The sequence below is a fragment of the Bacillus sp. 05T21 genome, assembly GCF_056396785.1.
This window is the reverse complement of the sequence record NZ_JBFTMD010000003.1, coordinates 116214-141784: the sequence shown is the minus strand read 5'-3', so window position 1 is coordinate 141784 and position 25571 is coordinate 116214. Positions and strand designations below refer to the sequence as shown.

At 34.0% G+C, this 25571-nt stretch carries 25 protein-coding genes and 2 pseudogenes; 4 read left to right on the top strand and 23 right to left on the bottom strand.

Translation table 11 applies throughout. The features are described 5' to 3' along the window. Positions 1-7: 7 nt before the first annotated feature. From AC1DKZ_RS09300 to AC1DKZ_RS09290, 3 genes are all read right to left on the bottom strand, one after another. Positions 8-463 carry a TspO/MBR family protein gene (locus AC1DKZ_RS09300; protein ID WP_242311056.1) on the bottom strand — a complete coding sequence of 152 codons (456 nt, stop codon included), beginning with the start codon at positions 461-463 and terminating at the stop codon, positions 8-10. Between the two features lie 151 nt (positions 464-614). After that, the gene (locus tag AC1DKZ_RS09295; protein WP_476996070.1) at positions 615-2045 is read right to left on the bottom strand and encodes a cryptochrome/photolyase family protein; all 1431 of its coding nucleotides are present in this window, start codon (positions 2043-2045) and stop codon (positions 615-617) included. Positions 2046-2274: 229 nt separating this feature from the next. Further along, on the bottom strand, positions 2275-3468 hold the full coding sequence (locus AC1DKZ_RS09290; protein ID WP_219303011.1) for an MFS transporter: 1194 nt from the start codon (positions 3466-3468) through the stop codon (positions 2275-2277). A gap of 104 nt (positions 3469-3572) precedes the next feature. On the opposite strand from AC1DKZ_RS09290, the gene AC1DKZ_RS09285 reads away from it, so the two are divergent. Then, a complete protein-coding gene (locus tag AC1DKZ_RS09285) occupies positions 3573-4448 on the top strand; it encodes a LysR family transcriptional regulator (protein ID WP_476996069.1) in 876 nt (291 codons plus the stop codon). Between the two features lie 322 nt (positions 4449-4770). Here the strand turns inward: AC1DKZ_RS09285 and AC1DKZ_RS09280 are convergent, their stop codons facing one another. The 7 genes from AC1DKZ_RS09280 to AC1DKZ_RS09250 form a co-directional block, all read right to left on the bottom strand. Beyond that, positions 4771-5613 (bottom strand): polysaccharide deacetylase family protein, encoded by an 843-nt coding sequence (locus tag AC1DKZ_RS09280; RefSeq protein WP_476996068.1) that lies wholly within the window; start codon positions 5611-5613, stop codon positions 4771-4773. 271 nt (positions 5614-5884) lie between these two features. After that, a complete protein-coding gene (locus tag AC1DKZ_RS09275; RefSeq protein WP_476996067.1) occupies positions 5885-6568 on the bottom strand; it encodes an N-acetylmuramoyl-L-alanine amidase family protein in 684 nt (227 codons plus the stop codon). Between the two features lie 126 nt (positions 6569-6694). Beyond that, positions 6695-8479 (bottom strand): sensor histidine kinase, encoded by a 1785-nt coding sequence (locus AC1DKZ_RS09270; RefSeq protein ID WP_476996066.1) that lies wholly within the window; start codon positions 8477-8479, stop codon positions 6695-6697. Further along, positions 8476-9165: a response regulator transcription factor gene (locus tag AC1DKZ_RS09265; RefSeq protein WP_476996065.1), complete on the bottom strand. Its 690-nt coding sequence runs from the start codon at positions 9163-9165 to the stop codon at positions 8476-8478. The genes AC1DKZ_RS09270 and AC1DKZ_RS09265 overlap by 4 nt, the downstream gene beginning before the upstream one ends. 313 nt (positions 9166-9478) lie before the next feature. Further along, the gene (locus tag AC1DKZ_RS09260) at positions 9479-9805 is read right to left on the bottom strand and encodes a hypothetical protein (protein ID WP_476996064.1); all 327 of its coding nucleotides are present in this window, start codon (positions 9803-9805) and stop codon (positions 9479-9481) included. Positions 9806-10092: 287 nt separating this feature from the next. Then, complete coding sequence (gene menA / locus AC1DKZ_RS09255) at positions 10093-11004, bottom strand: 1,4-dihydroxy-2-naphthoate polyprenyltransferase (RefSeq protein WP_476996063.1); 912 nt, start codon at positions 11002-11004, stop codon at positions 10093-10095. A 301-nt stretch (positions 11005-11305) separates the two neighbouring features. After that, on the bottom strand, positions 11306-11566 hold the full coding sequence (locus tag AC1DKZ_RS09250; protein WP_476996062.1) for a hypothetical protein: 261 nt from the start codon (positions 11564-11566) through the stop codon (positions 11306-11308). Positions 11567-11915: 349 nt separating this feature from the next. Here AC1DKZ_RS09250 and AC1DKZ_RS09245 point away from each other — a divergent pair, with 349 nt between their 5' ends. After that, positions 11916-12101: an exosporium leader peptide-containing protein gene (locus tag AC1DKZ_RS09245; RefSeq protein ID WP_476996061.1), complete on the top strand. Its 186-nt coding sequence runs from the start codon at positions 11916-11918 to the stop codon at positions 12099-12101. Positions 12102-12334: 233 nt separating this feature from the next. Beyond that, positions 12335-13144, top strand: coding sequence for a collagen-like protein (locus tag AC1DKZ_RS09240; protein ID WP_476996060.1), 810 nt, complete (start codon positions 12335-12337; stop codon positions 13142-13144). Positions 13145-13354: 210 nt separating this feature from the next. On the opposite strand, the gene AC1DKZ_RS09235 is transcribed toward AC1DKZ_RS09240, so the two are convergent. The 12 genes and pseudogenes from AC1DKZ_RS09235 to AC1DKZ_RS09180 form a co-directional block, all read right to left on the bottom strand. Beyond that, complete coding sequence (locus AC1DKZ_RS09235) at positions 13355-14113, bottom strand: SDR family NAD(P)-dependent oxidoreductase (RefSeq protein ID WP_476996167.1); 759 nt, start codon at positions 14111-14113, stop codon at positions 13355-13357. Between the two features lie 55 nt (positions 14114-14168). Beyond that, positions 14169-15066: pseudogene (locus tag AC1DKZ_RS09230) on the bottom strand (CgeB family protein). 303 nt (positions 15067-15369) lie between these two features. Continuing rightward, the gene (gene mntA / locus AC1DKZ_RS09225) at positions 15370-16305 is read right to left on the bottom strand and encodes a manganese ABC transporter substrate-binding protein/adhesin MntA (RefSeq protein WP_431182642.1); all 936 of its coding nucleotides are present in this window, start codon (positions 16303-16305) and stop codon (positions 15370-15372) included. Positions 16306-16322: 17 nt separating this feature from the next. Further along, positions 16323-17189 carry a metal ABC transporter permease gene (locus AC1DKZ_RS09220; protein ID WP_002165479.1) on the bottom strand — a complete coding sequence of 289 codons (867 nt, stop codon included), beginning with the start codon at positions 17187-17189 and terminating at the stop codon, positions 16323-16325. Beyond that, positions 17186-17935 (bottom strand): metal ABC transporter ATP-binding protein, encoded by a 750-nt coding sequence (locus tag AC1DKZ_RS09215; protein WP_476996059.1) that lies wholly within the window; start codon positions 17933-17935, stop codon positions 17186-17188. Before AC1DKZ_RS09215 ends, AC1DKZ_RS09220 begins: the two co-directional genes overlap by 4 nt. A 374-nt stretch (positions 17936-18309) precedes the next feature. Further along, complete coding sequence (locus tag AC1DKZ_RS09210; RefSeq protein WP_476996058.1) at positions 18310-18909, bottom strand: DJ-1/PfpI family protein; 600 nt, start codon at positions 18907-18909, stop codon at positions 18310-18312. Between the two features lie 52 nt (positions 18910-18961). Then, positions 18962-19945, bottom strand: a complete 984-nt coding sequence (locus AC1DKZ_RS09205) for a phosphotransferase (protein ID WP_476996057.1) — start codon at positions 19943-19945, stop codon at positions 18962-18964. Positions 19946-20223: 278 nt separating this feature from the next. Next, on the bottom strand, positions 20224-20628 hold the full coding sequence (arsC, locus tag AC1DKZ_RS09200; protein ID WP_476996056.1) for an arsenate reductase (thioredoxin): 405 nt from the start codon (positions 20626-20628) through the stop codon (positions 20224-20226). A gap of 24 nt (positions 20629-20652) precedes the next feature. Then, positions 20653-21693 (bottom strand): annotated as a pseudogene (gene arsB / locus AC1DKZ_RS09195) (ACR3 family arsenite efflux transporter). 18 nt (positions 21694-21711) lie between these two features. Continuing rightward, a complete protein-coding gene (locus tag AC1DKZ_RS09190; RefSeq protein WP_219303033.1) occupies positions 21712-22149 on the bottom strand; it encodes an ArsI/CadI family heavy metal resistance metalloenzyme in 438 nt (145 codons plus the stop codon). A gap of 60 nt (positions 22150-22209) precedes the next feature. Next, complete coding sequence (arsR, locus tag AC1DKZ_RS09185; RefSeq protein WP_000046014.1) at positions 22210-22515, bottom strand: arsenical resistance operon transcriptional regulator ArsR; 306 nt, start codon at positions 22513-22515, stop codon at positions 22210-22212. A gap of 269 nt (positions 22516-22784) precedes the next feature. After that, the gene (locus AC1DKZ_RS09180; RefSeq protein WP_476996055.1) at positions 22785-23549 is read right to left on the bottom strand and encodes an SDR family oxidoreductase; all 765 of its coding nucleotides are present in this window, start codon (positions 23547-23549) and stop codon (positions 22785-22787) included. Between the two features lie 167 nt (positions 23550-23716). Between AC1DKZ_RS09180 and AC1DKZ_RS09175 the strand changes: the two genes are divergently transcribed. After that, the gene (locus AC1DKZ_RS09175) at positions 23717-24157 is read left to right on the top strand and encodes an Lrp/AsnC family transcriptional regulator (RefSeq protein ID WP_001178569.1); all 441 of its coding nucleotides are present in this window, start codon (positions 23717-23719) and stop codon (positions 24155-24157) included. Between the two features lie 135 nt (positions 24158-24292). Here the strand turns inward: AC1DKZ_RS09175 and AC1DKZ_RS09170 are convergent, their stop codons facing one another. Further along, positions 24293-25498 (bottom strand): M20 family metallopeptidase, encoded by a 1206-nt coding sequence (locus AC1DKZ_RS09170; RefSeq protein ID WP_476996054.1) that lies wholly within the window; start codon positions 25496-25498, stop codon positions 24293-24295. Positions 25499-25571: the final 73 nt, after the last annotated feature.

The following is a 25571-nucleotide window of genomic DNA, read 5'->3' as shown; positions in this document are numbered from 1 at the left end:
TGCGTCTTTAATTTATACTATAAATTGTCCAAGATAAATATGTAGCAAATGCAGCCCATAAAAAATATGGAATTAGCAACCATGTCGATACTTTAGATAAATTGGAAGAAAGCGCTATGAGAAGTAACGTAGTAATAGCGACTAGTAAACAATCTACTGTTGCTAAAAACAAATTTTTTTGACTGAATTGAAAGTAGCTGAACGCCTGATTGCACATATAATTTAAAAGAAATAAAAACCAAAATGTTTTTGGCTTAAATCCATATTTGTTGTAAATAATTGCAACTGATAATGCAATAAGTCCATATAATATAGCCCAAATAATTCCGATTGTCATACCAGAAGGTGTCCAAGACGGCTTTTCTAGCGCATCGTACCAAATACGATCAATTGGAAATAAAATACTAGAAACATAAAACAAACCATATGTTAGTAAAAACACTATGATACTAGATTTTTTCATAAACATTCTCCTTTTTCAATAGAAGGTTTTAGAAACTCTATATGATTCGTATGCTCTTTCAATGAATAAAACTTTAATATGTAAATGGACATTCTTATACTTTTCATTATAACCTTTACATATCAAATTCATATTAATTAATTCATTTATTTTATACAAATTCTTTCATACTTTTATATGCACAAAGTGCTCTCTCCCGTGCTGCCTTATGATCAACAACTGGAAAAGGATATGTATTACCAAGCTTAATATTGGCCTTTTGTAAAATATGCTCAGGTGCTTCCCAAGGTTCATGTATATATTTATTCGGTATATCTCTTAATTCTGGTACCCATCTTCTTATATACTCTCCATTTTTATCAAACTTTTCTCCTTGTGTGATAGGGTTAAAAATACGAAAGTACGGTGATGCATCTGCTCCACTTCCAGCAACCCATTGCCATCCCATTGTATTATTTGCAATATCAGCATCTAGTAGTGTATCCATAAACCATTTTGCTCCTTCTTGCCACGGAATTAACAAATGCTTTACAAGAAAAGAGGCTACAGCCATCCTTGCCCGATTATGCATAAAACCTGTTTGCCATAATTCCCGCATTCCCGCATCAATAAACGGATAACCAGTTTCACCCTTCTGCCATACTCTTAATAACTCCTCTTCATTATTCCATGGAAAATTTTCAAAGCTTTTATTAAGAGGTTTATATATTGTAAATGGATAATGATGTAGCAAATAATAAGAAAACTCTCGCCAAATTAATTGACGTATAAAACTATTCACTTGTTTTTCAAAAAGACTACATTGTCTTTCGGTACTTTTATTTATTAAGTAATGATGCATCAACCTCACTGATATTTGACCAAATGAAAGATAAGGTGCCAACATTGAATGAGCGTATTGATTTGGAAAATCCCTTCCTTCACTATAAGATGCTAATTTACTAGAGAAAAATTTCTTAAATGTTTTGTATGCCCCTTCTTCTGTAGGCTCCCATATTGATTCAATATGAGATGTCCACGGTATAGTCGGCAGCAAATGTAATTCTGAAATGGATAAGCTTGCTGGTAGAGAGCTTCCCCCTTTTATACTCTGCACTTTACTAATAGGTTTAGGTATTGACTGCTTTTGAAATGCATTGTAAAAAGGCGTAAAAACCTTATATTCAGTGTCATCTTTCTTTTTAATAATCCACGGTTCTAATAATAAATGTGAATTAAATTCCTTGCAGATAATACCTTTATCTTCTAACATCATTTTCATTTTTTGATTAGATTGTAATCTGTCCGGATCATAACAAATATTCCAATATACAGCCGTTATACCTAATTGTTCTATGAGAGAAAGTATTTCTTCCTGTGTATTTCCTTTACGAATTATTAAAGTAGAGCCCAATGCCTCAAGTTGCTTTTGGACATCTACTATAGCATGGTGTAACCACCACTTTGACGCCTCCCCCATTGAAAAAATTTCATCTTGTACATATACCGGAAAAACCTCACCGGACTGAACAGCCTCAAATAGAGCTGGGTTATCATATAAACGAAAATCTTTTTGAAACATAACAATAATTTTACCTTGCATAGCTATCCCTTCTGATTCTAAAAAATAGATTATTTATATTATTATAAGAATAATTCTTTGTAATCACAAACAAACTTTCCCAGAGTTATAGGATTGCTACGTATTAAATATTTAACTACCACAAGCAGTTAATACTAGCATTACAATGAAAAGCAATAAAAACTTACTCATTTTCTTCATAACACACCCCGAATACGCTTTTCCACAGTAATGTAACGTAAAATAGCATTTAGGCATTTGTAGATTTATACAACATATTGCGAAGCAGAATACAAATGAACCCTAATACTAATGCAAATATACCTACAAATAAAATATATTCCGTTCCAATTTGTGCAATAATTATGCCTGCGATCCCGGTACCAATTGTTGTCCCTAAATTACAAGAAGTTAAAAATAATCCATTAACAAAATCAGGTGAATTAGATGCTGAAGACATCATCCAATATTGGTTGACATTGCCCCCCATCCCGCCAAAAATACCCCAAATTACAATAAGAATTGCCGTTGGAATCACAAGGTCTGCTACAAAGAAAAAGACAATATATAATGCAATTAGAGCAATTGGATAAATGATTACCATACGGACAGGAGCTATTATCAGTAATCTCCCTGCAAGAATATTCCCGATAATATTCGCCAACCCATAAGCAAATAACATGATACTTATCATATATGGCGACATTCTTGTTACAACATCTAAATATTCAGCTAGATAACTATAAATTCCAAATACCGCTCCATTTAAAAATGTTACAGCAAGTATTGATAGCCATGCGATGCCCTTTGTTAAAATTTTGAGCTGCGAACCATAAGAAAGCTTTTCCTGAACAGGCATAGAGGGAATAAATAGTATCGTCATAATAAACGCAAAAATATTAACAAGTGCAAAAAGAGCTAACGATATTTCAAGTGTAAATACATTTGCTAAGAAGTTGACAATCGGTACACCTAAAACCATACCAGCTGAAACCCCAATAAACACTTTGGCAACTGCTTTTGGAGCTTCTTTGGTACTAACTGAAGTTGCTGCTACTGATAAAGCCATCGATACGTACACTGGATGGAAGAAAGCCGGAATTACCCGTGCAACTAAAGCAACTGTAAAATTCGTTGTAAAAATTGAAATAATGTTACCGATAATAAAGATTCCTAGTACTAATAACATAACCGTTTTTCGATTTACACCCGAAAAAACTAAAGGAAGCGTTGGGGCCGCAATGGCAATGGCGAGTGCAAACAGGCTAACCATTAAGCTTGCCTTCGAAACACTTACATCAAAATGATCTGATAATGCTGGAAGCAGGCCAATGTACCCCATTTCAGTATTAAGAATACCGAAAACCCCTACTGCTAATATAAAAATTAATACACTTTTTGAATTCTTCATAAAAAACACTTCAACTCCTCTTTCACTTCTCATCAATGATTTTGGTAATGTGATTATAAAATGGTATTATCAAGATAACAAATACCTATATTGAACACGTTCCTATAACAAATAAGCATACGAAGGAGAAGAGTTTTTTGGACATACGTGTATTACGCTACTTCATTGCGGTAGCAACGCAAAAAAATATATCTGCTGCTGCAAATTCATTGCATTTATCACAACCTACATTATCAAGACAATTAAACAACCTTGAAGAAGAGCTTGGAACTACTTTGTTTGTAAGAGGAAATCGAAAAATCACTTTAACAGACGAAGGTATGTTTTTATTGGAGCGAGCAAAAGAAATTGTGGATTTAGTAGAAAAAACAGAAGCTAATTTTAATCAGCAATCTGAAATTATTAGTGGAGAAATTCATATTGGAGCTGGAGAAACAGAGGCAATGCAGTTCATTGCACAAACTATAAAAAAAGTTGTTGCCCATCATCCCAGCATTAAATTTCATTTATATAGCGGCAATGCTGATGACATTACAACAAAATTAGATAGTGGTTTATTAGATTTTGGTATCGTTATTGAGCCAGCAAATAAACAAAAATATGATTACTTAAAGTTGCCAGCTACTGATGTATGGGGCGTACTTATGCGAAAAGACAGCCCCTTAGCTGAAAAAGCTTATATCCATCCAACAGACTTACTAAATAAACCTCTTATCATATCAAGACAAACCGCTGTAAGTAATGAATTATCAGGATGGCTTGGAGAGGAAATTGAAAACTTAAATGTTATAGGTACATATAATTTACTCTATAATGCATCCTTACTCGTAAAAGAAAATATAGGCTATGCATTGTGTATTGATAAGCTTATGAATACTTCTGAGGAAAGTACGCTTTGCTTCCGCCCCCTATCTCCTATGCTAGAGGCTGGATTAAATATTCTTTGGAAAAAACATCAAACATTTTCAAGTGCTGCAAAGATTTTTCTAACATATTTGCGGGAAGGTATGTAAATGTTTTTTTGCAAAAACTGCATGTTTGATAAGCGGTATAACCTTATTTTTAGGATACATCTATCTAGGAAAAAGAAAAATTTCAGTTGAATTAATTCTTATTTAAGCTTAGCTTGATAGCAATGTGGCGGTGCTATCCCCTTTATAAGCTGTTTGCGATACGAATACCGTTGATCAATATATTCAACTTAAAATACGGACTTCATACGCAAAGCAAAATTTCATAAAGAAAAAGCCGATTTCTTTATCGTATAGGAAATCGACTTTTGGCTTAATTATTGATTTAGTAATAAAAACACCTTTTAAAATAACTATGTTTATACTATAAACGTTGATCTTTCTGGAAATTTAGACGAAAATGATCCTCATCATTATATACCCCAAATTCATACCCTTGCTCTTTATAAAATTTAATAATTTCCGGAAGAGCTTGTAATGTTTGCGCCTTTTCATGCATTAAAACAACTTCTACTTCTTCTGTTGTCTGTTTCTTTACATTTTCGATAATCTGAGTTGGATTATCTTTTAATTTCCAATCATTTGAGTCTATTGTCCAATCCCAAACTTTTATTGCTGCTTCTACAATTTGATTACGAATTTCCTCGCCCTTTAATCCTGGTGCAGATCCATATGGTGGACGGACTAGTTTAGGAGTTGTACCCGTAATATTATGGATAAGATCTAACGTTTCTTTCATCTCTGGTACAAATTGTCCCTTTTTGTATAGCTTATCACTATTATGTGTCATACTATGTGCACCAATATAATGTCCTTCTTTTACTGCTCGTTTTACGTTTTCCTGAAAACCTGTATTTTGTAAATTACTACCTTGCATAAAAAATGTCGAAGCAACATTTTGCTCTTTTAGTACATCTAAAAATTTCCCAGTCAATTCGCTAGGACCGTCATCAAATGTTAAATAAACAACTTTTCCTACTGGCTTTCCATCAGGTCTTTTTTGTTTTGTCGGTGATGTTTCCTTTTTCTTTTCTTGTTGTTGCGTATTAACTTGTTTCATACTTTCATTAGCTACTCCCTTCGCTGGGATAGAGTGCCATTTTCCAATTAAAAAGAAAGTGAAAAAGGTCGTTGCTAAAACAACTCCTAGAGATATTATTACCTTAGTTAATCGACTTGTTTTTTTCTTACTTTGTGATTCTTTCATTATTTTTCGATCCTTTCCCTATTGATTTTCATATTCATTATTTATAAAGCTGAGCCTTTACTCGACTGAATCATTCGTTTCAACCGGTATTTACAATAAATAGATTAATAGAGACGGATAAAGATAAAATGCAGATAATGTCGAAATCAGTTAAAGAATAAGGTTAAGTTAATTCTTAAATTTGAAAACTGGATATACACCCAAAATAAAAAATACTACTCTTCCTAATTAAGATTTAGAAAGAATAGTATTTTTCTATTTGCCTATTTTATTACATAATAAAATAATTAATAATGCCATCCACAATACCTTTTTGCGATTTTGTTTGGAATTCTTCTGAATTCATTCTTTTTTCATCATTCGCATTAGATGTAAACCCTAACTCAATTAGGATAGCCGGAGAAGGATTTTCTCGTAAGACAAGAAAATCACTTCCATGAATGCCTCTATCACGGCTGTCTATATTTTGATCAAAAATAGCTTCTTGTACAATCTTAGCTAACTTTTTATCTTTTCTTTTATTAGCTCCGTAATGAGTTGTTATTCCCTTTACATTTGTATCCTCAAAAGCATCATGATGAATGCTAATATAAAGATCCGCCGCATGTTCTTTCACTACTTTGACACGCGCTTGCAATTCTTCCTTTTGTTTTGTTTCTGAAAGTAAACTCGCATCTTTTTCACGCGTCAATATAACTTTTGCATCCGTTCTTTCTTCTAATTCTTTCTTTATATTTTGTGCTACTTTTAAATTAAGCTCTTTTTCAATCGTTCCAAATTTCTTTCCTTTCGTCCCTCTATCTCCTCCACCATGCCCTGGATCAATTACAATTGTTTTTCCTCTTAATCGTAAATCCTCTTGTGATATATTTTTATGCCCCTTAGCATGTATGAAACTAACTCCTGTGCCCATTATTAATATTATAAATAAAAGCAATGTCACTCTTTTTTTCATTTTAACAATCTCCTTATCAGCTTTTCATTCCGTTTCTAATGAAGATATTAATGAATGCTGATAAAGATAAAATGCAGATAATGTCGATTTTGTTTAAAAATGATAAAAACGTGTAGAACGACAATTCTACACGTTTTTATTTAAATAGAAGAAAAATAACACTCCATCTTCTGTATTCGAAACACCATATTCCGCGCCATGCAGCTCTAATATATTCTTTGAAATGGCAAGGCCCAATCCTGTTCCACCTTTAGAGCGTTGACGAGACGTATCCCCTCGATAAAAACGATCCCATATTTTCTCTAAATGTTCTGGCGCGATATGAGCCCCTTTATTTTCTACACATACTTTTATACGTTCATTTTCTTCTATTGTAGAAATAATAATATCCTCATGTTCTGGTGTGTAACGAATCGCATTCGTAATAAAGTTAGTAACCACCTGTTCTATTCGATGTGGATTTGCAACTACCTCAATTTTAGAAAGTTGTTTATGGACATGTAATTGCTTAGCCGTTATATCCGAGGTTAACTGCTCACATATATAATCAATCATCTCATCAATATGGAAAACATCCATTTCCATTTTATACGTACCAGACTCGAATTTTGCTAACTCTAGCATATCAATAATGAGCATATCCATTTTATCTACTTCTTTTGACATTGCTTTAAAGTAATAATCCTTTTTATTACTAGCAACACCATCTTCCAAAATTGAAATACAGCTCTTCATAATACTTAAAGGTGTTTTTAACTCATGTGAAACACCAGCGATAAATTCTTTACGTGTATTTTCTAATTGCTTTTCTTTCTCTATATCTTGCTGCAATTGATTAATATACGAATGCAACGCTTTAGAAAGTGTATTAATATTTTGTGATAAAGCACCTATTTCATCCTTTGTAGTAATAGGTATCGTCTCTGAGAAATCTAAACCAGCAATTTTTTTTGTAGTATCATTTATTTGTAATAGTGGTTTGGCGATTTTATTTGAATAATAGAACGATATCAAAACGATTAAAATCAAAACAAAGATAATTAAATATACATAATAATCCTTTATCATTTGCACAGCTTCATCAACTGGCTGTAATGATGTCATAGCAAAAATATAGCTTATCTTACCATCTGCATCTTTTGTTGGTTTGATTAATAGTTTATATTTAATATCATTTTCTTCATAATCCACTGTTTCTGTAGAAGTAATATTATTTGGTTTTTGATTTAATATTAAATCAACCTGAAATTGTTTTATTCTATCTATTAACACACGATTTCCATAAATAGAATTAGTTCCTACAGTCCCCTCCGGTAATTGCACGTTCTTAATGCTTCCTGCTAAATATAATTGCGAACTTTCTTTTGAAGATGCGTTTTTTTGTCCATATAACATTTCTGATAGTTGCTTGTTCTCTAGCCCAACATTCTTCTCTTTTATTGTTAACATCGCAGGAACCACTATATCCCCCTTCTGTACTCCATCGATAATAATATGATTCCCCTGTTCTAAACTATATTTTATCCTTTGTATATCTTCTAAATTGATAAAACTATACAACGGTATCTGAATTGAACGTTCAGAAAAGGTCTTATTTTCGTTAGGATCTAACTGAATTTCTAAAGAAAAATCATTTGCATATTTTATATTCCCTACATTATCTAACGTTGTAATCCATGTCGCATTATCTTGGTAGAAATTTTGTTCCAACTCTTGAATCCTTTTCACGTCATCTCCAGCTTTTATATATGCCTTTTCAAAGGATTGAATATTTGTTTTAATATCATTAACTTTTCGATTCGAATAATATTGCTTAAAAAATATGGTTTGTCCAATAAAAATAGTCACTAAAATAAGTGTGCATAATGCCGTTGTTAATATAAATAGTTTTAATACAATTCCCTTTTTCATACCTGTCCCTCAAATTTATAACCAGTTCGCACAACGGTTACAATACAAGTCGCTTTTTGCCCTAATTTATGACGCAAATTACGGATATGACTATTAACAGTACGATCATCCCCAGCGAATTCATAACCCCAAATTTTAGTGATTAGTTGTTCTCTCGAAATTACAATCCCTTGATTTTGCATGAAATACGTTAAGATTTCAAATTCTGTATGTGTCATACTTATGTCTTCCCCATCTACAGTTACTGTACGAGAAGGGAAATGTACATGGATACCACTACTAGTTAATGTGTCTTCAATAGATACATTAACAACAGTAGAAGTATATCGGCTTTCAATTAATCGTTTTGCTCTTGCCAATAAAATAGGAGGACTATATGGTTTTGTAACATAATCATCTGCTCCCAGTTCAAATCCCAGTAAAGTATCATCTTCATCCACCCGAGCCGTTAGCATAATAATAGGTACATTAGATTTCTTACGAATTCGCCGGCAGACCGCCCAACCATCTAATTCCGGTAACATAATGTCTAGAATAATTAAATGCACCTCATGTTCTTCAAATATAGATAATGCTTCTTTTCCATCAATCGCCTCTAAGACGTTATATCCTTCATTTAGTAGGTAATCCTTCATTATTTCACGTAAAATATCTTCATCTTCTACAATTAAAATTGTTCTTTGCATATTTCATCTTCCCCACGATTAATTTTATTTTTATGAAGAAATAGTTCATTTTATATGTTAACCAATTAGAAATCTTTCACTATTTCTGTCACTACTAAATGCAACATAGTTATATCAAGATAATAGCATGCTGATATAAAGATAAAATGCTGAGATGACTGTAATTCTTCAGCGAATAATGAAACTCATCTTGAATCAAAAGATCCACACAAAAACGCCATCATTTTTGTATATTTCTACAAACAGGATAGCGATTTTTTCATTTTAAAGGTAGATTTATAAAGTAATATCAACTATACGTAATAATCGATATTTAATCGATATTAGAACTTATTACTTTATATTTATCTTCTTTTGCAACATCTATAATTGCATCAATTTTTTGTTGTTCATTATTCAGCTCATGTCCTTCGATCCAAACTTTATATCCTATTTCTCCCACTACTCCAACTTTAGTTATAACAACATCTAACTGTTTTTCTTTTTGAAAATATTCAATAGCAGTTGCCTTTGCTTTTTCTTGAGTTTTTGGAAATTCTTTGTCACTTAATGGATCTTTCATTGTTAATGTAATGTAAGAGACAAAACCAATAATAATTAAAGTTATGGCAGAAAGTCCAACTAAAAATATTTTTTTCATTCTTCTTCATCCTTGTCTATCTTTTTTTTAAGATTAACATAGCATTTATCGTTTTTCAATAAAAAAATATTGTATTTTGCTATTTTTTTATTGAAAATCTCTATAACTTAGACAAATATAAAAATCATTCCTCTAACTATCCTGATCTTTATCTCAACTAATCTATTACATAATGTAGATTTATAAAAGAGTTTGATCATTATTAAAGAAATACAAAAATAAAAACCCAAATTTCTCTATATTAAAATCGAGAAATTGGGGTTTAGTTATTTAACAATATTTTTTATTTAAAACCAGTAACTGATTAATAATCCTGCTGATAATAAGAAGCCAAAAATCGTATTTGTCATCGCTGTTGATTTCATTGCGATGCGCATATACCCGGGATCCTTTGCTCCTTTTTGGAAACTTTGAATTGCAGAGATTGGCTTTTTCAAACCTAGGAACATAACTAATGCCCAAGGGCTTATATAACCCATCAATACAATTACGGCAATCCATAAATAAGCAATGAAAAAGGCTACAGCTAGTGTTACTACTGCTTTCTCCCTCCCAAGGAGGATTACCAACGTCTTTCTTCCACCTTTAATATCTTCTTCGATATCTCGGATGTTATTCGACATGTTGATTGCACCTACTAAAATCCCAATTGGAATGGAAATCAATATACTTTCAATCGTTATAGTATTCGTTTGAATAAAGAAAGCAATGAGTACAAAACATGTCCCCATTAACAGTCCAGAAACTAATTCTCCAAATGGAGTGTACGCAATTGGTAATGGACCACCTGTATATAAATAGCCAACCGCCATCCCAATTAAACCAATGACGACTAACCACCAGCTGCTATTCATACAAATATAAATGCCAATAAATGCTGCTACCACATACAATAAAAGCGCAACTGTTAAAACATTTTTTGGTTTCAATCCATGACGGACAATTCCACCACCGATGCCAACGGAATCAGCGGTATCTAATCCACGTTTGAAATCATAGTACTCGTTAAATAAATTCGTTGCTATTTGCAATGCTAAACATGCACTCATCATCGCAATAAATAAAAGCCAATGAATTTCGGCAACATAAAGTGATGCCACTGTCCCTAAAATTACAGGAGAAAACGTCGCCGTTAATGTATGTGGACGCGTCATCTTCCATATTAATTTAGCGGAACTTATTTCTTTTTCATTCCCCATAACGTTGTTCAATCTCCCTACATTTTAAGTATAAATTACTAGCAGTATCTTTCTATCTATTTCCTGCTTCACATCTATTATATCAAAAAAAGAATTAGCGATAGAACTTTAATGCTCTTGCTTGCACCATAACTTTGCATCAAAATATCGTTTTTTCTAATATGGGGTGGTACCCCATTTAGAAGACTAGTATGTGTTGCTAGTCTTTTTTTTATTAATTTACAAAATGAAATAATAAAAAAGACACCCCAAGGTGCCTTCCTCCGACTTGATAATCACGACTTATTTACTTTTATTTTAATTAGCTTTCAGCAATACTGTAAGCAAGTAATAAAATATACCCGATTATACAAATTGCAATAATGTTAAGTATTATTAATAGCCATTTTATTAAACCTTTTTCTGCTTTTAGTCCCAATAAAGTTCCTAATAATGGAAACAGAAACATTGAAATAATAAGTGGTTTACCTAATGTTCCTAACGACACACCACTCCAAATCGTATAAAACAAAACAATGAAGATTACTAAAGTAGCAAATGAAAAAACATTATATTTATTCATATGGGTTCACCTCCGGAAAGTTAGTTGTTATTTTCAATGTATAATATTCAAATCTTTATACAATTACTATTTAATTCTTCTACAATGCCATTTAGTCGAACAATATTCTTTTTAACGGCTTATTTTATGTCGGAATTTGTTTAGTGTACGGAATTCGTGTTTTGTTGGTGCTATCCCATAAAAAAAGACACCCTAAGGTGCCTTCATCCGACTTGAACCATCTTAATTTTAATAATATGTATTGGACTCCCATCCAAATCTATATTTTGTCGAAAGAGAATAAAAAAAGAGAGCCGCAGCTCTTATTAATGTCACTTTTTCACCACACTGCATTTATTAGATATGATAAATGCAGTGTGGTGACGTATGTCAGAAGAAAAAGATTTACACAGTGCAGCAATTAGACCCAAGCTTAATAAGTCCTACATTACCACCTATTCCGCCGTTTACTTTGCCTACAGGAGCAACAGGAGCAACAGGAACGGCAATAACATCAGTATTTTGCTCAGTAACGATTTTACTTAAATTAGTTTAGACGGTTATATCTAACTCAAATATTAATATTATGGGGGACAAGCCCCCTTTGATATATTGAAAGCCACTTGGAGTGAATACATATTCTTTATACATTATGGAATGGGTTTATAATTGTGACATAAGGACAGGACTTATTTTTTATAATTTCTTAGGTTTTTTTCTTATACTTATGAGTTTACTAATTCATAAGCTATAGAGTGTAAGTGGGTGAAAAATAAAGGTGGGTTATATATGAGTAAATTTAGAAAGAGATTTGAGATTCCTTGTGAGTGTTTTTTTCCTCCTATACCTCCTCCTCAAGTTGGACCAACAGGACCTACGGGTGCTACAGGAGCAACAGGACCTACAGGTAACACAGGGGCAACAGGACCTACAGGTAACACCGGAGCAACAGGACCTACAGGTAACACAGGGGCAACAGGACCTACAGGTAACACAGGGGCAACAGGACCTACAGGTAACACAGGGGCAACAGGACCTGCTGCAACAGCGTGTTGCCCTTGTACGAATGTTCTTGACAACCCTGGTTTTGATGAACCAGCAACACCTGGTGTTCCAATACCAGGGTGGATTGTAACGGGCAATGTTTCAGAAGTAGGTTTTCCAAATGTGCACAGCGGTCGTTTTCTTTCAGATGGCTCTCTTAGTCTTTTAGCTGCTCTGATTGGAGCAGGTGGAACTATTCGTCAATCCGCTGATGTTCATGAGGGTTGTTGTTTTACCCTTTCTTTTTCTGCAGATGTAAGGGACGGAGGAGTTCTTGTTGCTTCTGTATCGTTTCCAGAACTTGGGCAAGGATGTCCGCCTGACCCTCTCATGCTTGGACCGTTAAACATTCCGCACATTGTAACTGTTACGAATCAGAATCAATCTACTTTCCAACATTATGTTTTGGTTGTTTGTATCCCTGCTGATGTGACGACAGCGTGTATTTCGTTCCAAAATATTTCTACAGGCGGAGAAGGTGCAGACGCTTTTGTGGATAACGTTGTATTCCAACCGACTGGCGGACCTTGTGATTCGTGTTCACAAAATTTCTAATGTATTAATGTACTTGTAGCTTTTTGTTTTGTTGGTGATTCCCATAACAAAAAAAGAGAACGATCATAGAGATCGTTCTCTTTTTGGATGATTTTAGGACAGATAATTGACGTTTGTTGAGAAGCTTCATAGCTCTTTTTTTAAGTTTTAAGTTAAAGTAAGAACTTTTTTTAATCAACAAATCTTTATTCAAAAGCTACATTTCCCTAATTACAAATGACTTCCGCCAGTTACATCCATATTATGCCCAGTAATAAAACTCGCTTTTTCACTCGTTAGAAATGAAACAACATTTGCAATTTCTTCTGGTTGACCCTCTCTTTTTAAAGCACTCATGTTCTTTGCATTTTCTTGACCTTCTTCTGTATGCAGCCAATTAGCAGTTGAATCCGTATCAATGATCCCAGGCATTACGGAATTAATCGTAATGCCTTTTTCACCCAATTCCTTTGCTAGTGTAAACGTCATTGTATTAATTGCACCTTTTGTCATACTATATATCATCATATACGGAAATTCGATACGTGTCACACCGGATGATAGATTTATTATCCTACCATTAGATTCTATAAGTCCGATTAGAGATTGTGTGATAAAATATGGTGCTTTAACATTTGCATTAAATAGACGATCGAACTCATCATAGTCCACTTCTCCAAATCCATTTGATGTAGCATGTCCAGCATTGTGAACAATTGTATGCAGCGATACATTACTATCTTGGATTAGCATTTCCTTGGTTTTTTCGATGAATTCGTTAATCCCCTCACTGGAATTGAAATCACCTTGAACTAAATGTGCTTGTCTGCCAATTGATTCAATTTCTGCTTTGACTTGATTAGCCTTTTCAATATTTTGATTATAGTGTAATAATAAATTGAATCCATCATTTGCAAGTTGGATTGCAATTGCCTTCCCTATCCCTCTAGAAGCTCCTGTTACCGATGCATAATCATTTTTTTCATGTATTATAACCTCCCTTTAAAGAGAGTGTAAGGGTTAACCTAAGGATAAGGTCAAATACTTAATACTTAGACGGAAAAATAAATTCCGAAAGGCGTTTGGAGGAATATAGATAATCATCCGGACTTAATATACGTTTATAGATGTATAGTCCGGATAATTCTATTTCATTTTTTTTAATTATCTCATTTATTTTTAATATCGATTCTTCTTGATACGGATCAATTTCATAGAAAAACTTTTGCGCTTGAAAACCAAAATAACTTGTGATTGCCAATTGATTCAATTCCTGATCATATGGTGAACGGTGCAATTTATATTAATTTTAGTAGATACGTAATAGTGTAACGCATCTTCATACTTTGCAAGTGGCAAAAGTTGTATTTTATCCTTTAATCTTTCATAGTTCTTTAATTTCTCCCAACCGAACCCTACAATTTTTGTGTTTTTTTCTGCTAAATACTCTGAAATAGAATCAACAAAGTTAATTCTATTTTCAAACGCTGTACCTATAAAACTAAGATCATACTTATATGTATCTTCTTTCTGAGAAGGTTTAAATACATCTTGATTTGCTACTAACGGAAGATGAAACACATTATTACATCCTATCCCTTTATAAAACTTGATACAATTGAAATCTTGCGTGAATATGTAATCATAATACGGAACAAAATTTTGTGTTACATCCGTATAATAAGGATCATCTGTCAGCCAAAGGCCAGTAGTAAAACCTGCATTTTTTAAGAATGGTATTATACTATGAAACTCTGCACTTAAACCGCTTAGTACCAAAATAAAATCTGGTTTAACTTTTAACGCGATTTTTATAGTTTTTTCTGGATTCACCATAATTGTATTGCTGTTTACCTTTTGTAAATTGCTTCTTCGATCATTGGGTAATAAAAAGTAATGCCTGATTGAATAAATAAGATTTTCTTAGGAGTATTGTCTTTCATATCTTCCCCTCTATTTCTACATAATCAAAGTGCACGAAAATTAGCAGTCTTTATTCATTTTCATGACATCTTACTTTAACTTTACATTCATAAGCACCGTTTATGTCCATTATGTTGAGCCTCCCTCATTTTAGAGGCTAACGAGATTTTGGAAGCTGTCACGAAGGGAATAAAATCAGGTTATATTCCGCCCAATTATTAAACATAGAAAATGAATACATAAACAAAAGAGCTAGCTCCTAGGAGTTAGCTCTTTTGTTGTAAATTTCCAATAGTTACGCTACCTTGATAAACAGATAGGTTTTACTTTTGTAACCCATTAATAATTGTATCTATATTCCATTTCATCATTTTCAAATACGTATCTCCATCCTCACCCGTTTTACCTAGTGAGTCTGTAAAAATTGTCCCTCCAATCGGCACGTTTGTTTCTTTTGAAACAGTTTCCATGCTACGTCGATCTACACTTGTTTCTACAAATAAAGCTGGAACTTTGTTTGTTTGAATTACACTTACAACATCTCTAATTTGATCTGGCGTACCTTGGTTTTCTGAGTTAATTTCCCAAATGTATCCCGTCTTAATGTCATACGCTTTTCCAAAATATTTAAAAGCACCTTCACTAGAGATTAAGAAACGTTTTCCCTCAGGAATTTGATGAATTCTATTCACTGTCTCATCGTGTAACTTTTGAAGTTCTGCTACATACTTGTCGGCATTTTTAGTATAGAACTCTTTATTTTTAGGGTCTTCTTTAATTAATGCCTTTTTCACATTTTCAGCATATAAAATACCATTTTTAATATTCATCCAAGCATGCGGATCTGGTTCTTTTTCTAATCCCTTAGTTTCTAAATAAATAGCCTCTACACCTTCACTTACTTTATAAACCGGTGCATCTTTTTCTGATTTGTTTGCAGTTTTCAATAGTTTTTTAAACCATGCTCCGCCCTCTTCTAGGTTTAATCCATTGTAAAACACCATATCTGCATCTGTCATTTTCATAACATCTTTTGGTAATGGATCATATTCATGCGGGTTAGCTCCAATCGGAACAAGACTATGAATCTCAACTTTATCTCCACCAATTTGCTTCACCATATCATATATAATGGAGTATGTAGTTACAACTTTTAATTTTCCATTGCCCTCTTCTTTTCCATTGGTGTTACTCGAACACGCTGTTAATGCAAATACGAAAATACAAAGTATCGATAATAAAACATTTTTGAATTTCATCTTTATCCTCCAATCAATTATGACAACTCTGCTCTATTTTTTCTAATTTTGATAGCTCTCCAAAACAAACCTTGTGACGGTGAAAAAAAGAATGCCAATGCGAACAAGAATGTTGCGACAAGAACAATTGTTGCACCTGAAGCAAGATTATAAGAGAAACTAAAATATAGCCCTACTACAGATGAAAGTGCACCAATACCTGCGGCTAAATAAATCATGACCCATAAACGATTTGTTAATAAATACGCTGTAGCCGCTGGTGTAATAAGCATGGCGACAACTAGAATAATTCCTACAGTTTGAAGTGATGCTACTGTAACCATTGTAAGTAGAATCATTAAGCCATAATGAATCCATTTGTTCGGTAATCCGTAACTTTGCGCCATCGTTGGATCAAAAGTGGATACGAGTAATTCTTTGTAAAACAGCATCACAAGCCCGATAATAACCACTCCGATAATAAGTGTCATCCACATATCAGAAGAACGAACTGATAGGACATTCCCGAATAAAATATGATACAAATCAGAACTACTCTTCATAAAGGTAATTAAAATAATCCCTATAGCAAAAACAGATGTGAACATAATCCCTATCGCCATATCATGTTTAATTCTACTATTTTGACTTACAAATCCAATTCCAACTGCAGTAATAACACCTGTTAAAACCGCCCCTATGAAATAGTTCATACCGATCATATAAGAAAGTGCTACTCCAGGAAGAACGGCATGTGAGATCGCATCACCCATTAATGCCATACCTCGTAAAATAATAAAACATCCTATTACCCCACAAATCACTCCTACCATAACGGAAGTTAAAAGCGCCTTCTGCAGAAAACTGTACTGCGTTAATGCATCTATAAATTCTACAATCTTCATGATGAATGTACCTCCGCTGCATTATTAAACAATATTCCTTGATTCACATATGCTTTTGACATAACGGTTGGTTCTAATACTTGTCGTACTTCCCCGTAATGAATTAAGCTTTTATTCAGTAATAGTAATTTATCAAAATAGGACTCTGCTTTACTTAAATCGTGATGTACAACAACAATCGTTTTCCCTTCTATACGTAGCTCTCTAAGAATTTTGATAATTGTCTCTTCACTTGTTACATCAATTCCAACAAATGGTTCATCTAAGAAAAATATCTCTGCCTTTTGTGCTAACGCTCTCGCCAAAAAGACACGTTGTTGTTGTCCGCCTGAAAGCTCACCAATTTGACGATTTTTAAACTCTTCCATTCCGACCCTTTTTAAACATTCAAACGCCCAATCCCGATGCTCTTTCTTCGGCCTTTTCATCATCCCTAAAGATGGATACGTTCCAATTAGTACGACATCTATTACTGTGATCGGGAAATCCCAATCTATATCACTTCTTTGCGGTACATATGCACCATGTTTTCTAGCGCTTCGAATATCCTCTCCAAGAATCCGAACATATCCCTTATCACTTGGGATTAAATCTAAAACAGCTTTCATTAAAGTAGATTTCCCCGCACCGTTTGGACCGATAATTCCAACGAGTTTTCCTTTTTCAATTTCAAAAGAAACGTTTTGAACTACTTGATTCCCTTGATAGGATACAAACAAATCTTTGACGATTATAGCCTCACTCATTTTTTGTGTATTCCCCCTTCTTTTTTTCGTTAATATAATTATTTTGCACAAAGGCAACTTTCGGACAAAAAAATATAATATGAATTTACATTCATACCTAAGTTTCCCTGAGGAAACTTTTTTATATGAGTCAAATTATATAAGCCTAATACAAATTTGTAAACTACTTTTTACTAATTTATGAATATATAATAAAAATCATTATCACTATGAAACAAAATACATGATCCATTCTATGATTTTCTAAAAAGGATATTACTGTAAAAAATTAGCACTATAGTATATAAACGAAAGAGCCTACTCGTATGAGTTGGCTCTTTCTCTTTGAGAATATCCAATACGCTCTACAGCAAAAAACTATGATTACGTTCAAATCACTTCCAAACAACCCCTCGCCGCTCGTATTCCATTCTATATTCAACAGCAGCTGCAATTTTGGGACTTGCGAACCTTTCCGTAATCCAGAGACCTAAGTCAACTCCTGAAGTAACTCCTCTTGCGGTAATAACATTCCCTTGATCCACAATTCTGTAAGGAAGAAGTTCTGCTCCATATTCACTAATTTCACTCTGCGCCAAATGATGCATTGTGGCCTTTTTACCATTCAATATACCGGATGCAGCTAGTAACATACCTCCTGTACAAACTCCAGCAACAATCGTTCCTTCATTGTGCATCTCTCTAATTATTTTAGTTAAAGTACCAAGTTCAGCTTCCTTTCGTGCCCCGTGCTCAGCTTTATGATTCCAGCCACCGCCGGGTACAATTAACAAATCTGGACGATTATCCATTCGTAAAAAATCATGTAGTTTAACCGTAACTCCAAACGAAGTAGTAACCTCTTGCTTTGGTTCACTAGAAACTAATTCAACCATAAACGGAGCCCCTTCTTCTATCGCTCTTTTCAATACCTCAAAAGGTGCAAAGGAGACAAGCTCTCCAAAACCGTCAAACACTACAATTTGTATTTTCATTTTTAGAACACCTCATATGCTTTGTTTTATAAATCCCAAAAGAGAAGAAATGTTATCTACAAATTAACAATGAAGATAACCTTTCTCCTCTTACTCTATAAACTTTCAAATGTTCCTCTAATCCTCTCTCATCGTCTAACACACTTAACGTTTTCTTCACAAAATTCCAATTCAAACTACCGGATAACCATAATAATGAAGAAAGTCTTTTGTAATCATTTAAGGTTACAATATTATGAGCCTTATACCCTTCTAAAAATGCCCTAGCAACACTGGAACATACTTTATGCGACTGTATTCCTTTCGTTCGAGAGTACCATTTTATTAAAAAGGCTAACCCTTCAATACGGTCAACATAACTAATAGATTCAAAATCTACAATTCCTTTTACCTGTTGACTTGAGCCCCATAAAACATTCAAAGGATTTAAGTCTGTTTGTACAATAAACTCTAATTCACTCGTATATGCGCAGTCTATATGATATTTAGCAAGATCTATATACTCCCGCAATTCCTTACATGCGCTTGTCTTGCTTTCTAACATATTAATAAACTCAACATACCCATCCAAATGAGATTTCTTCTGAAAAATCGCGCTTTGAAATGCACTAGAAATATCATGAACCTTTCTTGCTTCCTTTCCAAATGCTTCTGCGATAGCTTCTGTACAAAGTGTAATATGTTCTCCTTCAATCCAATTAGACAATATAAATCGGTATTGTTCATCATTCCAAGCGACTAATGTAAATGACTCCCCTGACCTATTTTTATTAATTTGCATAAAAAGGATTCCATGCTCGCGTAAATAATACGTAAAACGTACTTGCTCTATCAATTGTTCGTTTGATAACGCCCCAAAAGCTGGATTGATTGTTCGCTTGCTATTGATAAACCGTGCGGAATATCGCTTTCCATTCACCATAATTTTATAGTGTAAATCTGTATTCCAGCTATTTTTATGTAACCCTTCTTCCACTGCTAGTGAATGAATTTCTTTAAAATAATTTATTAATACATCTTTTATTATGTGTTTCATCCTTTTTTCCTTTCATGTGAAAAAATTTTTATTACACGCTATTTTTTATGATTACTATCTCGATTACTCTAAAAACCAAAATTTTATTCATTGTTAATTACCAATAGTGTTTTTTTCTATATATAAATTTAATAGAGACAGACTACCATTCTAACTATATCATTCTTACATAATATTCTGCATTCGTTGAGATAGTTGTTGTAAACCAATGCAGTAGTGACTATGTATAGAAAAAGAGCCAATCCCMTATACAATAGAAAATTGGCTCTTTCCTTTATTTACTCCCCTGTTTCAGAAAATCGTTTTATACGTTCCCCAATTTCATCGCGAACACGTTGAAATTCAGACCATTCTTTTCCTGCTGGATCATCAAATCCCCAGTGAACACGATTCACATGCGGAGGTGTCGAAGGACAAACAGAATCCGCATGACTACAAAGGGTAACAACTAAATCAGCACTATTTAAAATGTTTGCATCAATCATATCTGATGTTTGATTCGTTATGTCGATATTTACTTCTTTCATCGCTTTAAAAGCATTTGGATTTACTCCGTGTGCTTCGATTCCTGCAGAATATACATTCCACTTATCTCCTAAATATTGTTTGCCCCATGCTTCTGCCATTTGGCTTCGGCATGAATTTCCTGTGCATAAGAAATAGATTGTCTTTTTGTTTTCCATGTTGTTTTCCGCCTTTGTTTTAAATTATACTGGTTGATCATTAAAATATTTACGCTTAAACCAAAAAGCGACGTTTACAAGTGCAATCATTACAGGTACTTCAACTAACGGTCCGATAACAGCTGCAAATGCTGCGCCTGAATGAATACCAAACACACCGACAGCCACAGCAATCGCTAACTCAAAGTTATTACTACCTGCTGTAAATGCTAACGTTGTAGTCACCGGGTAGTTTGCACCAATTTTTCTTCCCATAAAGAAAGAAACAAAAAACATCACAATAAAATAAATCAATAAAGGTATCGCTATGCGTACTACATCTAGTGGTACGCTAACAATCATTTCCCCTTTTAAAGAGAACATAACGATGATTGTAAATAGTAATGCAAGTAATGTCAGTGGACTAATCTTTGGTATAAATACCTTTTCATACCAATGTCTCCCTTTTAACTTAACTAGTACAAAACGTGTCATCATACCTGCTATAAAAGGAATTCCCAAATAGATAAATACTGATTTCGCTACTTCTACCATTGTAATATCGACAGTAGCCCCTTCAATTCCTAACCATCCTGGAATTACTGTTACAAACACGTATGCATAAACGGAGAAGAATAACATCTGGAATACCGAGTTAAAAGCTACTAAACCTGCCGCATACTCTTTATCCCCATCAGCAAGGTCGTTCCAAACAATTACCATTGCAATACAACGTGCTAAACCGATCATAATGAGCCCGACCATGTATTCTGGCTTATCTGGAAGAAAAATAATTGCTAAAACAAACATAAGTACAGGTCCAATAATCCAGTTTTGTACTAAAGATAAAACCAATACTTTTACATCTTTAAATACTCAGCCCATTTCCTCGTAGCGAACTTTCGCCAACGGTGGATACATCATGACAATTAAACCAACGGCGAGCGGGATGGACGTCGTTCCAACTTGTAATGTATTCAGTCCGTCTACTACACTAGGAAACACAAACCCTAAACCAATCCCAACAGCCATAGCTAGAAAAATCCATAGTGTTAAATATCGATCTAGAAAAGATAAACGTTTCATTTTAGTTTCCATCTCCTATTAACAACAAGAATTTTTTTCTACTACGTTAGAAGTCGTGCAACAAGATGGATCTTCAACTTTATGAACATCGCTATGTGCTTTTGTATAAAAGAATTCCCACTCGTTTCCATCAGGATCCGTTACCCAAAACTTATCTTGAACCGCATAGCAACAAGTCGTATCCATCTCATCACGTGCAAAGAACCCTTCTTTTTCTAATCTTTCTTTATGAAATGTAATTTCTTCAGCTGTATCCACTTGGAAACCAAAATGATTTACCTGATTTCCCTTCACTTCATCTCGTACGTTTAGCGTAAAATTAAGCCCTGGATTCTCTAATAAAAATTTTGCATAATCCATTTTCACCTTAACTGGTGACACACCAAATACCTTTTCGTAAAATTCAATAGACTTCTCTAAATTCGTAACATTTATACCAACGTGAACATATCTCATAGCTTATTCCTCCTCTTTACATGTTATTAATCAATTTTTTTTGATTAATAGTACAAAATTTTAACAGCAGCTACCTTTGCCTGTTTTTCTAAAGATACAACATAATTCTTCTGATAATAAATTATTTACTTCCGCATCATTTAAATCATAATAACTCCACGTACCCTTTGTTTCTTTTACAATTAAACCTGCATCTAATAAGATTTTTAAATGATACGACAACTTAGATTGCGTCATTTCAAAAATCTCTGTTAAATCACATACACAAGTCTGGCCGCGCTGACAAAGTTCATACATAATCTCTAAACGTTTCTGATCAGCCAACGCTTTAAATTTCTTCTCATAGAGCTGAAAATCTTGTGCCACTGTAGTTCACTCTCCTTTCATCAACTTTTTTTGATATTTATAGTATATACGCAGTTTAGTTCTTTATGCAACTCGTTAATCAATTTTTTTTGATTAACACAACTCAACTTCCTCTCATCATATCTATGCCACCATTAAAAAAGGCCATAGCCTTCCCAAAATGAAAAACTACGGTTCTTTTTACAACTCAATAGTTAAAATATTTTCGAAAGGTGGAGTCTCTATAGCTTTTAAATAATCTCAAGTTAATAATTATAGAGTGATTCCGCCTATAAACAAAACCCACCAGAAACATCTAAAATCTGCCCTGTTACCCAGCGACTATCCGAAGAAGCAAGGAACGCTACTGCATCTGCAATATCTTCAACTTGCCCTATTCGTCCAAACACAGATGAATTCGTAGCAAAACTTCGTATTTCTGGATTATCTAACAAGTTCGCATTAATATCTGTCTTCGTATATCCGGGCATAATTGTATTCACTGTTATCCCTCTTTCTCCAAGATGTTTAGCTAGGGGAAGTGTCATCGTATTTAATGCACCTTTACTTAAAGCGTATGCAATGGATCCTGTAAAACCGAGTCGTACTTCGGCTGATGAAATGTTAATAATGCGCCCTTCTACTCGTAGTAATGGTAATGTTTGCTGAATTAAGAAGAATGGTGCCTTAATATTTACGGCCATAATTTCATCAAAAACTTTTTCTGTCGTATTTTCAATCGTTCCTTGTGTACCTATGCCTGCATTGTTTACTAAAATATCAATCTCTGATGTACCAATCCTTGTTTTTAATTCATTCTTTAATTGTTCTACTAGCTTTTTGATCCGCTCCATTGAATTGAGCTCAGCTTCAATTAAGAACGCTTTTCCTCCATTAGATTCAATCTTATTAATCGTTTCATCTGCAGCTGCTTTATTTCGACCGTAGTGAATCGCAACTAATGCCCCATCTTTCGCCAATCTTATTGCAATGGCACGGCCGATGCCGCGACTCGCTCCTGTTACTAACGCTACTTTTCCATCAAGATTCTTCATTTTTTCCATCCTTCCTAAATTTCCGTTTGATAAAACCTATACTTATATTTTCATTCAAATACTACTAATTTTAAATATAGATTTATAGGTAATTTAGTTCGTTAACTTATGATATTATAGTTATAATTTGTGATTTACTTTAGAAAATAAAACAAGGAGGCTACACAATGCAAAACGCAGTAAAATTGGATGAAATTGATCATAAAATTATGAACTTGTTGTATGAAAATGCGAGAATTTCCGTTTCAGAAATAGGACGAATTATATCCATGACGCAGCCTGCTGTAAAAGAACGAATTAACAAGCTTGAAGATCAAGGGGTTATAGCTGCTTACCGAACGAAATTTGAGCCTTCCAAAATTAATAAAAACATCCAAGCATTCATTATGTTCAAAACGAGTCAATGCTCTGATTTTATCCAATATTGTAATGCCGCTCCTGAAGTAACAGATTTATATCGAATTAGCGGGGAATTTAATTATATGATGAAGGTCATGAGCGATTCGATGGATTCTCTCGCTGCATTTTTAGACTCTTTAATGCAATTTGGATTATCGTCTCCTTTAATTGTTTTAAAGAGTGAATTTGAAGAGAAATTGTCGTTCTGATAAGAGGGTACTAAGGTAGAAATATGAAATGTATGTAAAAAAATTCTTTTATAATATAATAAAACCAGCCATAGGCTGGTTCTTTTTTCATTCAATTTCCTACTAAAAAATCCCGAGTATAATTCTCCTTATTCCCTATCCTTGATTCCTCTGTACCTCCCTAAACTCCTCCTTCACCTTCTCTAACAAACCTTCTTCTGTAATTAATCGATACGCTGTATTCGCTAGTGCTTTTGCCGATGTAATTAATGCTTTGTCCCCGAGTTCTGAACGAGCTGCTTCTCTAAATTCATTCGTATGCGCAATTAAATCGTCTGGACCGATTTTAATGTACGGATGAATTGTCGGTACGACTTGGCTTACGTTTCCTGCATCTGTTGAGCCAATTCCTACTCTTTCTTTACGGTTTACATCTTCACCTAGTAGTTCTAACTCTTCGGCTACGACGTCATTAAATGTTTTTGTTACGAGTAGTTCATCGATTTCATTTTGGAATTGATGAATTTTTACTTTTGTACCTGTTGCTAACGCTGCCCCTTGTGCGATGTTTCTTACTTTTTCTGTTACTTCCGCACATCTTTTTCGCGTTGCTGCGCGGATGAAGAAGCGTGCCGCAGCGTAGTCAGGAATAATGTTAGGTGCTTTCCCGCCTTCAGTAATAACTCCGTGAATTTTCACATCTGACGGAAGTTGTTGGCGAAGTGCATTAATACTGTTATACAGCTGGATAATCGCATCTAATGCGTTAATTCCTTCTTCTGGTGAGGCTGCTGCGTGAGCTGTTTTTCCGTAAAAATGAAAATCAAGTGGATCGACCGCTAGTGATGGACTCGTTGGAGCTGTTTTTCCGCTCGGATGAATCATAAGCGCCGCATCAATGTTTTTAAATAAGCCAGCTTTCACATAACTCGATTTTGCGCTACCATTTGGTCCGCCTTCTTCTGCTGGTGTTCCGAACACGACAACTTCTCCGCCAATTTCTTCAAGCGTTTCTGATAATGCGATCGCTGCTGCAACGCTAATTGTGCCAATTAAATTGTGACCACATGCATGACCGAGTCCTGGTAAAGCGTCATACTCAGCTAAAAATGCGATGACTGGTCCTTGTTTCCCTGAACTTTTTCGTGCGATAAATCCTGTTTCATGCCCAGCTATATTGTGCTGCAACTGAAATCCTGCGCTTCCTAACAACAAACTTAACGTTCTTGATGCGTAAAATTCTTGGTTACCAATCTCCGGATTCGCATGAATATTATGACTTGTTTCTATGTACTTTTCCTTATTTCTTTCTATACTCTCTTCAATTGTTTTTCTTTGTGACGTTACTCCTGTCGCTCCCATTTTTCTTCCTCCTTTTATTTTCACGTAAAAAAGCCTCTTTCTAAAAGATAGAAAGAGGCTTCTGTATATACAG